This is a genomic window from Bilifractor sp. LCP21S3_A7, assembly GCF_052118825.1.
In the GTDB taxonomy this organism is placed as follows: domain Bacteria; phylum Bacillota; class Clostridia; order Lachnospirales; family Lachnospiraceae; genus Bilifractor.
The window spans coordinates 12547-27054 of record NZ_JBQKGL010000016.1; the positions used below are offsets into that span (position 1 = coordinate 12547).

Here is a 14508-nt window from a genome sequence, read left to right on the forward strand (position 1 = left end):
CTGATTTCCGTAGCCTGACCGTTGCTCATATACCCTGACCCGGGCGGCACTTGATATAAACTATCGAGTTTCGTTTATCTCGCGGTTTCCCTGTGGTATTCACGCACCCAGCCGCTCAGCAGGGAGTTTACATCTCCTTCCGGCTTGTCTACTTTCAGGTTCCTGATTTCTTCTGCCAGGGATTCTCTGGTTCCGGTATCCGCCTTCAGGTCATCCGCCAGCTTTTCAAAGGCATCTTCTCCTTTTGCCAGATAAACAGCGCAGAGATAGTTTTCCACTGTTTCCCTGGAATGAATACTGTTATAGGCTTCTCTCAGACATTCGACCGCTTCATCCATCTCGAAGAGTCTCGCATATGTGACTCCCATATTGTTGTATACCGTCCCGAGAAACTGCTCGCCGAGTCCTTCCATGTCTTTCATCGCAAGGATCCTCTTGTAGTCCTCGATTGCCTTCGTATATTTCCCGTAACCCACCAGAGAATCGGCCCGCAGACGCAGTCTCTCCGGTCCCGGCAGCTTCCGGTTGGCTTCGAGAGTTTTCTCAAAATTCTCACGGTCCTGTACATAAATCCATCCCGTCTCGGCGTTCAGTGCGTGCAGCATTCTTCCAAGCGTCTGCACTCCCTCTCTGCGGATTCTCTCCAGAGACCTCACAAAGTTACGGTCCTCCAGCTCCTCTCCAATCCATCCGATCAGGGCATCGTCAAAAAAATCCTCTTCGACCAGAGCCAGATTGTGGTCTGCAAAATAGCAGAGCTCCTCGATCGAATAGATATTCAGGTCAATGTCACGAATATAAAAAGGATGTTCCGCCCTCTTTACCTGACATAACACAGCCATGCTCATTCGTCTCATTCCTCCAGAATCTCATCATGCAAAAAATCTCTGCACAACCTGCCGATGTTCATCTGTCTCACTCCTCCAGAATCTCACGCCAGACTTTCCCGGTTGCCGGATACATGTCTCCGAATCCCAGGTCTTCTACTTCGATGACACACCGTTTTGCAGATTCACATGTCAGGTGAATTCGAAGACGGGTCGTCCCGTCCGGACGGTCATCGAGCTCAGGAAGCTGCATCACCGATACCTTCTGATCATTCTCATCCATGCGGTTGATCAAAAATCGAAGCTCATGCTCCTTGCCGATCAGAATGATCTCACAGACCTTGTCCGCCTCATACCAGTTCACTCCCGCGGCGATCAGAGGATAATAGGTCTCCCTCCCCTGAATGTTCATCTTCATGCCGATATTATTGCGGATGATATCATCCCCAAGATACAGACAGTCCGGGAATTTTCTCTGAACAACCTTCTCCCGTGCCGTATAACAGGCGCCTCTCGCATATAGGTTGTCAACCACAAACACCTTCCGTCCCGCCCGGCACAGCAGTGCAATGGATCGGCCCGCCCACGCACGGTCAAAAGTATCGCCCATCAGGAAGATACAGGAATACATATTCTGCCGCAGCGACGCATTTATCATATTATAGAACTGCTCATCCCAGAGACTTCTGTCCTGTTTCAGGCAGATCGTTATCCCCTCTTCCATTGTAAAAGTCACCGGCCTGGTCTGCGGATTCATATTCATCGACAGAAAAGATACCTTTTCCTCCTCGAAAATAAAAAATCCAACATTCCGGTTCCAGAGCTCTCTCTTCTGATAAATCGTGTGATAAAAACAGCTCTCCTTATAATCCTGAAGAAAGGCGCGTGCCTTTGCGAGACCAAGCTCCCGGTAGATCGATTTCACCAGATGCACCACCGGGCGGGTCAGGACAGGAACCGTGATCGTGATGCCCGCAATCTGTGACTCCGGATCACTCAGGCCAAGCGTGTACAGTGCCTTCCTCATAGTCTCCGCGGCCTTCTGCTCAAGCTCGTTTCTCCGGCGGTTCCTCTCCTCTTCGTCCGGAAAATCATGAACCAGATTTTCGATTCCATCGAGAATCTCCCGGAAGGAAGCCATGTCATTTCCGACCTTCATCGGCGCTGTGACCGTATTTTCTTTCTCACGTTCATAGTAACAGATCTGCGGCTGATTTCGATTGAGATCTATCCCTACAATCAATTCTCTTTCGCTCATCTGCTCCCCCTCAATTCATCAGCTTCAGCAGCAGCTGATCCTGCCGTTCTGCTCTGATAACTTTGCATCTGTTCCTCCTCAATCCATCATCCTCAGGAACCGGCTGACAAAACATTCCTGCCTCAGATACTGCTCCTGCGCTTCCCGCAGTTTTCCGTCATCTCCCTGATCCCGTGCCTCAAGCATGCGGTTGAGAAGCCGGAACTTCGTTGTGCCGGAAGTGTCCATGTCTACAAGGGACACCTCATACGTATCGGAATCGCTGATTTTTCCATCATCCATGACACTCATGTAATAACGAAGACTTTCCCCATAGAACAGAAGAAATTCCTTCACGAAAATGCCGTGGTAGACATTATTCATCGGCTCGCTGATCCATTCTGTCTGTTCGCCGTCCTGCTCCGTCAGCTGATAATGAAGAACAACCCGGCTCTCCGGACGGAACTGATCCTGAACAAACACCTTATCCTCAATCTGATATGCCTGAATCAGCCGCTTCGGAAGCTTATGATAGAACTCAAAACGAAGCCCCTTCTCATCCATCTGCTTCAGCAAAACGGCGGCTCTCTCCATCCGTTTTGCATCCAGGGAATCCAGGGTAGAATAATACCGCAAAAGAGCCAGCTTGCAGATCGTATAATCGACCTCTCCGCGGTCCATTGCATTTTCCATTGTGACAATCTCCGACTCAGATATCGCGCGTCCCCCGAGGAAATAATAATCCGAAAGATAGGCCAGGAATGCCGCTGTTACCTCCGGTCTTCCCTGCTGACGGACGTAATCACAAAGAATTTTTCCTTCGTCATCCGGGAACTGATGCGTCCGGATTGACTGCAGCAGGATCCGCTCGTCGAGACTGAGCGTCTCCAGCTGAAATCCCTTCAGCTTTCTCCAGAGTCTGCACAGATTCCGGACAGAGCCCCGGTAATGATCCCGGAGATAGCTCAGCATGACCTCATCGTATTTTTCCTTTTTAAATACATACTCAGTCAGCTGCAACAGCTTCTCCCCGTCCTCTCCGTCACCGAGAATCAGCCGGCTGGACAGACGCAGCAGGAGCCTTGTGGGTACACCCTCACATCCGAATTCGGATATCACATGAAAGGCTTCCTCATATCTGCCCTCGCGGATCAAAAGCACGATCGTGCTCACTTTATCCGCCTCTGCATAACAATTGATTTCCTCCTCACTCATGTCCCGCGGAAGTACCTCTTCATCGGGATGAGCCATGTCATATTCCAGAAGCTTCCTCCGCAGAATTTTGCGGTACTCATCGGTAAACGCCTCATCTGTCACTGCCATCCGGTAAGCAGAAACCGTGCGGCTGTTGACGTCCATCTGAAACGCCTTCTCCCGGCAGATGGAAAGCTCAGCCCCAGGATGACTCACGCCCTGCTCCAAAATCGCATGCGCACTGTCCCTGGCGTCCATCAGCCTCGTTACTTCAAAAGGAATGGTTGTCGCGTACCGCCGATGATGCACATCCTCCATGAGCACAGCGGCATCATCAGTATAAATCCGGGGATAAGCCACCCCGTCTTTCACTGTCTCCGTTTCCTCTACTTTCAGTGCGTAATGACTCACAACCACCTGCCGCACCATCGGATCCGTGACCGTGACCTTATGTACAAACAGAACATTCCCGAGCAGCTCCGCGATCTCCGGCGATTCCGGTTTCCGGAAATACTGCTGGTAAAGAACCGCGTAATTCTCGTTCATGCGTCCCTTTCGCAGAGATTCCATCGCGAACGTCCGGATATAACGCCCATAGTTCAGAAAACTGGTATCGTCTTCCTCCCGGTTCAGTACGATACTGGCATAGAGCAGTGCACGTTTCTTCTCCGCAAGCTCGGTATTTGTCGCAAAATACATCAGGATCTGCTGTGGAAGTCTCTCCCCCGCCGGCTTATGATATGTCTCCATATAGTATTCATAAAGCCTTGTAATACGGAGATCATGAAGCACTGCCTTCTCGTACCACGGGAAGCAGCGCGAATCCACCGGATTTCCCTTGATCAGCAGCTTGCAGATCGCCTCAAGAACCGCATCGTTCGGATATTTTTGGTACCCGGCAGAAAGGATCCGGTACAACGGCCGGTTAAAACTCTTCTCGTTATCGCTCAGAAAAGCAGTTCTCTGAAGCAGTCCCTCGGTGATAAAATTGTGCTTCAGGCCGAAATTCAGAACCTGAATCATGAACGGTGAAAGTCTGCGCAGGAGAGACTCCTCCCTCGCCAGAAGGTTCCACGCATCCAGGTACAAAAAAGGGCTCATGGATCCGGCGTTGAAGCAGTCCTCATATTCCTGCATGCGGTCCGCCGAATTTATGATCTCTGTGTTCTCTTCCTGATGGCAAAGTTTCAGCAGAAGATAGCTCCCCGGATTCTTCCGGTAATATTTTGCAAGAAGCGGAAGAATGTCACGCTTCTCCTCAGGCAGCAGCCCCACCTCCTTTGCCAGCGAGAGATAAATTCCCTTTTCCTCGCTGTTCGCCGGGCTGACCCGTCCGTCTTTCATAGGCCACAGCCGCTCCATTGCCTTACCATTGTCGTCTCTGGAAAACTCCAGATAGGCAGCATAAAGAATTGCGGCGGAATCGTCTGGATTCTCCTCGAGCATCTCATGCACCGTCATGGAAGATGACTCCAGCCAGCTGCGGTAATCCAGCTTGTGAAGCTGAAGGCTCAGAAAATCTCTCATCAGCCAGGCAACCTTCCTGCTCCGAACTGCAGATGGAAGGATCTCCGACTCCTCCTTTCGGGATGCCTCAACGATATATTCGAGATTCTGGTGAACACTGCGGATCCGGATTTTTCCAAACGATTTTCCCTCACCGAGTCTGTCACTGTGGACAACATATTCCAGTCCGTAGACCTTCCCGATAAAGTCCTCAGTGGTAATCACCTTTTTCGTCACCTCGAGGAAATCGCCCTCCACCTCAACCTCAAGACGGATGTATCCCCATGTATTGCGATAGACGTACAGAGTATCCTTCTGAGATACATCCAGGTGATAAACCGCCTTCTGCTGCTTATCGAGAGTGATCTCGATCGGTTCCTTCTTGCCGGTCGAAACAAGAAATTCCTCAAGATGCTGGTAGGTAACCGGATTGTGTGACATCCCGCGGTACAGTCCCAGATACTGCCGGTTGTTCCCGTTCAGGATTCTCACAAATCCCGGATCCGTAAACATCAGAAATCCCTCCCTAAGACTTTTCTGACAAAGCCTGGAGAAATCATCCAGTGTCCGGACCTCCGATTCTTCTCCATCTCCCGGAACATCCACAATCTCCGCGTACACAGGATATTCTTTCTCGGCAATATTGCTGCTGACCAGGATACTGCCACGGATACTCTGCCCGGAGAGCAGCCCTTTGGTAATCACAAGGAAGCTGATCTCACAGTCCTCTCCCTCAAATTCCGTTGTCAGAAGATGAATCCTGTAATCCTCCGACAATACGCTTCCCCGGATGGTACTGCCGTCCGATGCGCAGACATGAAAGGTCCCTCTGCGGACCTCCCCCTCTCCTACTACAATACGATATTCTTCTTCAGAGAAAACCAGCTTCGGAAGATCATACACGAACCCGGCTTCAATTACTCCGTCCTTATTCTTCAATACTCCCACCTTATCCTAAGCGGATACGCGTCATGCCGTCCTTTTCCGGAAAGACTGCCCGGGAGAACCCGGGATGTCATCTCTGCAAGGCAACCTATATACTGTGTTCTCCGACCCATCTTGCACTTAAAACGCTCTCCGGCTCACTACATATATGACGCTCTCCGGCCCATTGAACATATATGATGTTCTCTGACTCAGCACATATACGACGCTCTCCGGCCTATCGACCAGATACAGCGCATATACAATGCTCTCTGCCCCGAACAGCACATACGCTTGACGAATATCCGCATTCGAATTAAACTTAGTTCCGAATGAGAACGCCTTTTGGAGTCTCATCCACATTGAAGTATACAACATCCACAGAACCTGCGCAATGTTCTGACCGGTGCACGTGATATCTGTTCATGTGTATGTGCAATTGACAAGGCAGAAAAACGCTCTAAGTTAGAAATCGAGGTGTCATCTATGGCTCAGTTTACATTGAAGCACAAGGATCATTTTCATGGAAGCGACCTGGAAAAAATAGAAGAGATCTACCATATCCCAAAGGAAAAGATCACCAGCTTTTCCGCCAACATCAATCCACTCGGAATCTCCCGCAATCTTCGGGAATCCATCAGCGAGCACATCGACGTCATTCAGACCTATCCTGACCGGGAGTATAAAGACCTTCGAAAAGTGATCGCAGAGTACGCGGGCACCACCTACGAAAATGTCATTGTCGGAAACGGATCCACCGAGCTGATCTCCCTGATGATTCAGGCAGATGCACCGAAAAAAGCAATGATTCTCGGTCCCTCCTATTCCGAATATGAAAGAGAAATATCTCTGAGAGGCGGCCAGACCGTCTATTATCCTCTGAAAGAGGAGGAGGATTTTCAGCTGAATCCTGACGATCTCTGCCGTCATCTGACGGACGACCTGGATCTCCTGATTCTGTGTAATCCGAACAATCCGACCTCAACCGCGATCTCTAACGATAAGATGCGCACCATCCTCGACGCCTGCATGGTTCACGGCATTTTTGTGATGGTGGACGAGACATATGTAGAATTTACGCACGCAGATGAAAAGATCTCCTCGGTCCCGCTCACCGACTCGTACACGAACATCGTTGTACTGAGAGGCACTTCCAAATTCTTTGCTGCTCCGGGTCTCCGTCTCGGCTACGCGATCACCGGCAACACAGATCTGATCCGTAAGGTCATCTCCCTGCAGAACCCCTGGTCTATCAGCTCCATCGCCGAGGTCGCCGGAAGGCTGATGTTCAGCGATACGGAATATATCAATCAGACACGTACTCTGATCGACACCGAACGCACCCGGATCTTCCGGGAACTTCAGGCCTGGAATTCTATCAAGGTATACCAGCCTAAGGCGAATTTTATCCTCGTCCGGATTCTCCGCGAGGATATGGACGCGGACATTCTCTTCGACCACTGCATCCGGAAGGGGCTCATGATCCGCAACTGCTCCACCTTCCCCTTCCTCTCCAATAAATACTTCCGGTTCTGCTTCATGAATCCCGAAGACAATGACCGCCTCCTCGCCCAACTCCGCAGAGACGTGAATGTATAAGCTCTTCGAAAACATATCCAGGCCGCCTTCCACGAAGCGTGTGTAAGAGACTGGATATGTTTTCGAAGGCAACAAGCATGAGCACGAAGGGACGCGCCAGCGGCACGAAAGTGCTCATGCTTGTAAGATTGCGGAAGTGCGCAGCACGAAGCAATCCGCAGCTTATACAGTCACAATCGATCATAAGCTCTTCGAAAACATATCCAGGCCGCCTTCCGCGAAGCGTGTGTAAGAGACTGGATATGTTTTCGAAGGCAACAAGCATGAGCACGAAGGGACGCGCCAGCGGCACGAATGTGTCTAAACCATCTCATTGATCACGCCGCTGCGGTAAGCCTTCAACAGCTCCTTCAGCTCATCAATCCTCTCCTTCAGCCGGCGTCCGATATCTGTATCGCTGACATGAAGCCTGTGCGGCGCGTTCATAACCAGAATCCTGTCTCCGTGAATATCTGTCTCGTTCCGGACGGCGTCCTCCGCAGAGGTAAAAGGCTTCAGCGCTACCAGCTGCATTCCGTACGAATTGTAGATCAGAGTATACCCTGCAATTCCCGTCTTGCCCTGATATGCTTTCGAAAAGCCTCCGTCGATGATGAGCACCTTCCCGCTGCATTTCACGGGACTTTCTCCGGAACTTTGTAGCACCGGTACATGTCCGTTCACAATATGCGCGTCTTCTGGAAGACCGAATTCCCGAAGAACCCGGTTCATGATCTCCTCATTGTTTAAAAGCTGGTAGTACGGATTTTTATGCTCGACATGTGTTTCCTTCTCCGCGATGAAATATCGCTCAAAAGTCGCCATTTTATCCTTCCCGAACAGAGGCGACTGCGGGCTGCACCAGATCCAGTAGATGATATCACGTCCTTTTTTCTTCTCTTCTTCGTTTACGGCGAAAAACGCCTTCCGGACGTACTTTTCCAGCTCGTCGTACAGCTCCCTCCCGCACAGTTTTTTCCCGTACACGTCTACCTTCATAAATTCTCCGTCTCCGGTCAGCGGCATACAGCCATGATAGAGAAGATTGTTGTTGTAGATACAGTACAGTTTTCCCTTGTTCAGGAGAAGATTCATATGCTGATAGAGCTTCTCACATTGCGTGAACGCCCGCTGCATCCGCTCCATCACCTCCGTCTCATCCACCGTCAGGCGATACGGATCCGATGGATCAATTGTCGGAAAATTATGATCAAGAAGTGCGTATTCCTTTCCGTCCAGCCGTATGACCCCTCTTTCGTAATCAATCTTGTCAAGAAGCATCCGGTCCTCCATATGGAACTCCGGACGCTCTCTAAAGAGCTGTCCCTCCAGCTTAAACTGAATGATGGAAATTGCCTTGTGCATTCTCATGTTCAGTTCATTTTCATTGGGCAGCCGGGTGCTGTTTTCTCCCTTCAGCCTGAAGAGAGAACAGGGATCATCGCCGTAGACCCGGGTGGCAAACGTTGCCAGAGGGATCATATTGATGCCGTATCCGTCCTCCAGAATGTCGAGATTCCCATATCTCGCACAAATTCTGAGAACCGTGGCGATACAGGGCAGCGATCCTGCGGAAGCTCCCATCCAGACAATGTCATGGTTGCCCCAGCAGATATCCAGAGAATGATAGCTCATCAGACGGTCCATGATTCTCTCCGGACCCGGACCCCTGTCATAGATATCACCCAGAATATGCAGATGATCCACAACCATCTGCTGAATCAGATGGCAGAGTGCCACGATAAAATCTTCAGCTCTCTGGATATCGATGATCGTATCAACAATAGAATTATAGTACGCCTCCTTGTCCAGAACATCCGGCTTCTCCGTGATCAGCTCCTCGATCACATAGGCATAGTCTTTCGGCAGCTGCTTACGCACCTTTGACCTCGTATATTTGGAGGATGCCTTCTTGCAGATTTCGATCAGCCGGTACAGCGTGATCTTGTACCAGTCGTCCATGTTCTCTTCCGTCTGGCGGATGAGTGCCATCTTCTCATTCGGATAATAGATCAGCGTCGCCAGAGCACTCTTGTCCGCCTCACTGAGCGTATGGTCGAACACCTCATCGATCTTTTTCTTTACCGAACCGGAGCCGTTCTTCAGCACATGCGAAAAGGCCTCATATTCTCCGTGGATATCCGTGATAAAATGCTCGGTACCCTTAGGCAGGTTTCGTATAGCTTCCAGATTAATAATTTCTGTTGACGCAGCGGCAATGGTCGGATACAGCTCCGCCAGCCGCTGCAGGTATCTCAGTTCCAGATTTTCCATGTAAAAGTCCTCCCTGTTTACGCCCCTTCTTCCAGGTACCTTCTGGCCTGGTCTTTGATTCTTCCTGCCCGCTCTGTAGTTTTGCCGCCCAGATCTGTGATTCTGCTCACCCGGCCTGTGTTTCTGCTCACCCTGTCTTTGGTTCTTCCGCCCAGATCTGTGATTCTGCTCACCCAGCCTGTGATTATGCCGCCATGAATCTACCCCGCCTCCATCTGAAAATCAAACAGCGAGATCTGATTCGTCTCCGGCAGATCGGATATGATTCCCAGCCGGTCCAGTGTATCCGTAATGCTCTTGCCGACCTTCCCTCGCTGCCGCAGATCATCCTTGGACAAAAACTTTCCGTCCCGCGCCGCCAGTACGATACTGTCTGCCGCAACAGAACCCAGGCCGTCAATGGCATCAAGCGAAGGCATCAGCTTTCCGTCAATAATCTGAAAACGATGCGGCTGCACCCGGTAGATATCTATCGGCATAAACTCAAAACCACGGGCGTACATTTCCTCGACGAGGCACATGTCTCCATACTGGTCCTGCTCCATCTTTGACAGAGAATCCTTGCGGGAATTGAACTCGTCCATGATCTCTTCCAGGTGGCGCTGTCCCTGGCACATTTTCTCGTAGGAGAACGCCTTCGCGCGGATTGAGAAATATGCTGCGTAATAAGCAAGCGGCCGGTACACCTTGTACCACCCCACGCGGTAGGCCATCATCACATAGGCCACGGCGTGGCCTTTCGGGAACATATACTTGATTTTCTCACACGACCAGATATACCAGTCGGGAACGCCGTGCTGTTTCATGTCGGCCGTCCATTCCGGCCAGTTTTTACACTGTTTCTTCGCCACCTTCCCCTTTCGCACCATCTCCATGATGGAAAAGCTCTCCTCAGAATCCATTCCCTTGTTGATCAGGTAGACCATGATGTCATCACGGCAGCAGATGGCCGTTCCCAGCGTACATTTTCCCTCCTTGATCAGCGTCTCGGCATTGCCGAGATAGACATCTGTTCCGTGGGACAGGCCTGAGATCCTGCATAGATCTGTAAAGTTCTGCGGCTTCGTATCAAAAAGCATCTGCATCGCGAAGCTTGTGCCGAACTCCGGGATCCCGAGTGTGCCCAGCCTGATGCCATGAATCTGCTCCGGCTGAAGTCCCAGCGCGCTGAGATTCTGGAACAGACTCATGACCTTTGGCTCATCGAGAGGGATTTTTGTCGCGTCTTCTCCGGTCAGGTCCTCCAGCATACGGATCATTGTCGGATCATCGTGTCCGAGAATATCCAGCTTCAGAAGGTTTGAATCAATCGAATGATAATCAAAATGTGTGCTGACGATATCCGAATCCGGATCATCAGCGGGATGCTGCACCGGCGTAAAGGTATTGATGTCCCATCCCTGCGGCAGTACAACGATGCCGCCCGGATGCTGTCCGGTGGTTCTTCGTATTCCTACGCAGCCCTGTACGATCCGGTCGATCTCGCAGCTTCGCTTGTGTATGCCTTTTTCCTCATAGTAATTCTTCACAAATCCGAAGGCTGTCTTGTCCGCCAGCGTACCGATGGTCCCTGCCTTGAACGTCTGACCCGCGCCGAAGATAACCGCGGTGTACGCGTGTGCCTTCGTCTGATACTCTCCCGAAAAGTTAAGGTCGATGTCCGGCTCCTTGTTCCCCTTGAAGCCGAGGAAGGTTTCAAAAGGAATGTTGAAGCCCAGCTTATCCATGACTCTGCCGCAGACCGGACATTTCTTGTCCGGCATATCACATCCGGAGTACCCCATTTTGCGGTATTTCACAACATCCGGCGTATCGAATTCCACATGATAGTCGTGGTGACACAGATAATGGGGCGGCAGCGGATTTACCTCTGTGATTCCAGACATGGTTGCCACAAAGGATGACCCGACAGAACCTCTCGATCCTACGAGATATCCGTCCTCATTGCATTTCCACACCAGCTTCTGAGCGATGATGTACATCACGGCATAACCGTTTGATATAATGGAGGTAAGCTCCCGCTCCAGTCTTGCCTGAACGATCTCCGGAAGATCCGGTCCGTAGATCTCATGCGCCCGGCGGTAGCAGATTGTGCGCAGCATCTCGTCAGAGTGCGGAATAACCGGAGGACATTTTTTCGGGTAAATCGGACTCATCCGCTCAATCATGTCACAGATTCTGTTCGTGTTGTCGATGACAACCTCCCTCGCCTTTTCTTCTCCGAGGTAAGCAAACTCGTCCATCATTTCTTCCGTGGTGCGAAGGTACAGCGGTGCCTGATTGTCCGCGTCCGCGAATTTCTTTCCGGCCATGATAATCCGCCGGTAAATCTCGTCCTGCGGATCCATGAAATGAACGTCGCAGGTAGCGACGACCGGCTTGTGAAACTGCTCTCCCAGCCGGATGATTTTCCGGTTGAGCTCCTGGAGATCCTCCTCACTGCTGACCGCCGGGTTTTTCTCGTCCTCAATGAGAAAACGATTGTTTCCGAGCGGCTGTATTTCAAGATAATCATAAAAGTTCACAATCTTCGCAATTTCCGTATCCGGCGCTCCCCTCAACAATGCCTGGTAGAGCTCTCCGGCCACACAGGCGGACCCGATGATCAGCCCCTCGCGGTGCTCCTGCACAAAGCTCTTGGGAAGCTTCGCCTGACGGTTAAAGTATTTCAGATGCGATTCGGATACACAGCGGTACAGATTTACTCTGCCCGCCTCGTTTTTTGCAAGAATGATCGCGTGGCTGGATTTCATCTTGCGGATTGCGTTCTGATTCACACTTCCTTCCCGGTTCAGCGAATCCAGGTCATTAATCCCCTGTTCGCGAAGCATCGCCACAAATTTCACAAAAATCCAGGCCGTACATTCGGCGTCATCCACGGCACGGTGATGATGTTCCAGAGAAACTCCCACCGCCTTGGCAACCGTATCCAGCTTGAAACGGGACAGGTTCGGCAGAAGGAGCTGTGCCATCGCCACTGTATCCACATAAGTGAATTCCCAGTCAATCTTCTGCCTCCGGCACTCCATCTTGATAAATCCGGTATCGAAATCCGCATTGTGGGCTACCAGAACAGCTCCTTTACAGAATTCACGAAACCTTGGAAGAATCACCTCAATCGGCGGCGCGTCCTGAACCATTTCATCCGTGATGCTGGTCAGCTCCGTGATCCGGAAAGGGATCGGGACTTCAGGGTTTACGAATTCCGAAAAACGGTCGACAACCTCCCCCTTCTCCACCCGTACCGCACCGATTTCGATGATCTTACATGTCAGGTTGGACAGACCGGTTGTCTCGATATCAAAAACCACGTAGCTGTCCTCAAGACTCTGTCCCCTGCTGTCGGTGGCAATTCCTTTCAGATCGTCCACCAGATACGCTTCCATGCCATAGATGACCTTAAAGGGTGCCCTGACCTTTTTCAGTTCATTCTTGTCCGCATCCGGATGTTCCTCGGCGTATTTTTTCTGATAAGACTCATCAATGGCCTCGAGGGCATGGTTTGCCTCGGGAAAGGCCTGAACCACCCCGTGGTCGGTGATCGCGATCGCCGGCATCCCCCAGTCGTACGCCCGCTGTACCAGCTTTGAGGCGTCTGTAATGCCGTCCATATCGCTCATCTTTGTGTGACAGTGCAGCTCCACGCGCTTCACCGGGCTGCTGTCATAGCGTCCCTTCCGGAAACTGACCGACTTCCGGATCCCGATCACCGTCGATACCGTCAATTCGTGCTCGTAGCTGTCCAGCATGATCCTGCCCTTCAGCTTGATGAATTTCCCCGCCTTCAGTTCTCCGGCAAGTTCCTCCTTCTGCGACTGCATAATAAAGATCTTTGCCTGGATGGTGTCCGTATCATCGGTGACCGCAAAAATCACGAGCGCCTTCTCATTTCTCAGATCACGCATGTCCATCGACAGAATCTGACCTCTGATGACAGCCTCCGAGGTTGTCTCATCGATCGACTCAATCGGAATGCTGTCCTCATCGAAATTTCTTCCGTAGATCAGATTCGGATCATCGTCCATCTTCAGACGGTCGCCAAAGCCGAATCCGCCTCGTCCGGATCTCCGTGAAAAACGTCCTTTTCCGCCGGTGCCCTGTCTGATGCCGAAACCGCCTCGCCCGGACGATGCCGGAGTTCCCCCGTCCGCCGGCTTTCCCGAAACAGCTGCAACATCCCTCTTCCCGGTCTCCGCACTCCCGTCTCCGTCCCCGGCAGTCTCCGCTATACCGTTCCTCTCCCGGCCTGCCCTGGAGTTCTCGAAAATATGCTTTGCCTGCGCCCGCATCTGCTGCGCGCTTCGCTTCAGATCCTCCGATTCCTTCACCGGATAAAATTCCGTCGCGATCTCTATCGGCAGTCCGCAGCGATACGTGAAAATATGGTCCAGAATACGGGTCAGTTCCGCGCAGCGCTCATGTCCGATCACAGAATCCTCCAGCCCGATCCGCATGAGGTTTTCCTCAGGGAAACTGATTTTCGCCGTCCGGAACAGGTATGCCAGAAAGATGTCCTTTTTCTTCAGCTCGTACAGAATGCTCGTGCGGTACACCTCCAGCATTTTCTCCGGATTATACTGTCTGGAAAGGCGGAATTTCTCTGTGACCTTCACCGAAAAAGAAGCATCCGAAAAAAGCTGGCGATGGATTTCCCTCTCCAGCTGATCGATATATTTTTTGTGAATCCACTGCGGGCTCTCCAGATAAATGTGCAGAACACCGCGCTTCCGGTTATAGGCAGCCTTTCTCACCACCGCAAACTGCAGATATTCCTCAAGCTCCCCCTCAAGCTCCAGATTTGGAAAAGCTTCTGTCAGCTTTCTGCTCTCCGGCGCCTCCGCATCTGCCGCACTTCCTGTTGAATTCTGCCGGATATCTGTTTCCTTCCGGATTCCCTTCTCTCCATGGATTTCAGTTTCCCTTTGCATTCCCTTTTCTTCCAGGATTCCAGTTCCCCCTTGCATTCCG

The 14508-nt window shown here is 51.3% G+C and carries 7 protein-coding genes; 1 reads left to right on the top strand and 6 read right to left on the bottom strand.

Features of this window, described 5'->3' with window-relative positions; translation table 11 throughout:
- Positions 1–74: 74 nt before the first annotated feature.
- The 3 genes from ACTQ1O_RS12810 to ACTQ1O_RS12820 form a co-directional block, all read right to left on the bottom strand.
- Positions 75–848 carry a hypothetical protein gene (locus ACTQ1O_RS12810; RefSeq protein ID WP_441487591.1) on the bottom strand — a complete coding sequence of 258 codons (774 nt, stop codon included), beginning with the start codon at positions 846–848 and terminating at the stop codon, positions 75–77.
- A gap of 67 nt (positions 849–915) precedes the next feature.
- A complete protein-coding gene (locus tag ACTQ1O_RS12815) occupies positions 916–2085 on the bottom strand; it encodes a DUF5716 family protein (RefSeq protein WP_441487592.1) in 1170 nt (389 codons plus the stop codon).
- A gap of 78 nt (positions 2086–2163) precedes the next feature.
- Positions 2164–5703, bottom strand: a complete 3540-nt coding sequence (locus ACTQ1O_RS12820) for a DUF5717 family protein (protein ID WP_441487593.1) — start codon at positions 5701–5703, stop codon at positions 2164–2166.
- Between the two features lie 471 nt (positions 5704–6174).
- Between ACTQ1O_RS12820 and ACTQ1O_RS12825 the strand changes: the two genes are divergently transcribed.
- Positions 6175–7287: a pyridoxal phosphate-dependent aminotransferase gene (locus tag ACTQ1O_RS12825; RefSeq protein WP_441487594.1), complete on the top strand. Its 1113-nt coding sequence runs from the start codon at positions 6175–6177 to the stop codon at positions 7285–7287.
- 300 nt (positions 7288–7587) lie between these two features.
- Here the strand turns inward: ACTQ1O_RS12825 and ACTQ1O_RS12830 are convergent, their stop codons facing one another.
- From ACTQ1O_RS12830 to ACTQ1O_RS12840, 3 genes are read right to left on the bottom strand one after another with little or no spacing between them, the layout of a single operon-like run.
- Complete coding sequence (locus ACTQ1O_RS12830) at positions 7588–9540, bottom strand: fructose-1,6-bisphosphatase (RefSeq protein WP_441487595.1); 1953 nt, start codon at positions 9538–9540, stop codon at positions 7588–7590.
- Positions 9541–9557: 17 nt separating this feature from the next.
- A complete protein-coding gene (locus tag ACTQ1O_RS12835) occupies positions 9558–9713 on the bottom strand; it encodes a hypothetical protein (RefSeq protein ID WP_441487596.1) in 156 nt (51 codons plus the stop codon).
- Positions 9714–9740: 27 nt separating this feature from the next.
- Positions 9741–14504, bottom strand: coding sequence for a PolC-type DNA polymerase III (locus ACTQ1O_RS12840; protein ID WP_441487597.1), 4764 nt, complete (start codon positions 14502–14504; stop codon positions 9741–9743).
- Positions 14505–14508 lie beyond the last annotated feature (4 nt).

What these genes read in the sequence shown, in the direction of transcription:
- ACTQ1O_RS12810 (WP_441487591.1), bottom strand. Translation starts at nt 848, where the DNA reads ATGAGCATGGCTGTGTTATGTCAGGTAAAGAGGGCGGAACATCCTTTT.
- ACTQ1O_RS12815 (WP_441487592.1), bottom strand. Translation starts at nt 2,085, where the DNA reads ATGAGCGAAAGAGAATTGATTGTAGGGATAGATCTCAATCGAAATCAG.
- ACTQ1O_RS12825 (WP_441487594.1), top strand. Translation starts at nt 6,175, where the DNA reads ATGGCTCAGTTTACATTGAAGCACAAGGATCATTTTCATGGAAGCGAC.
- ACTQ1O_RS12830 (WP_441487595.1), bottom strand. Translation starts at nt 9,540, where the DNA reads ATGGAAAATCTGGAACTGAGATACCTGCAGCGGCTGGCGGAGCTGTAT.
- ACTQ1O_RS12840 (WP_441487597.1), bottom strand. Translation starts at nt 14,504, where the DNA reads ATGCAAGGGGGAACTGGAATCCTGGAAGAAAAGGGAATGCAAAGGGAA.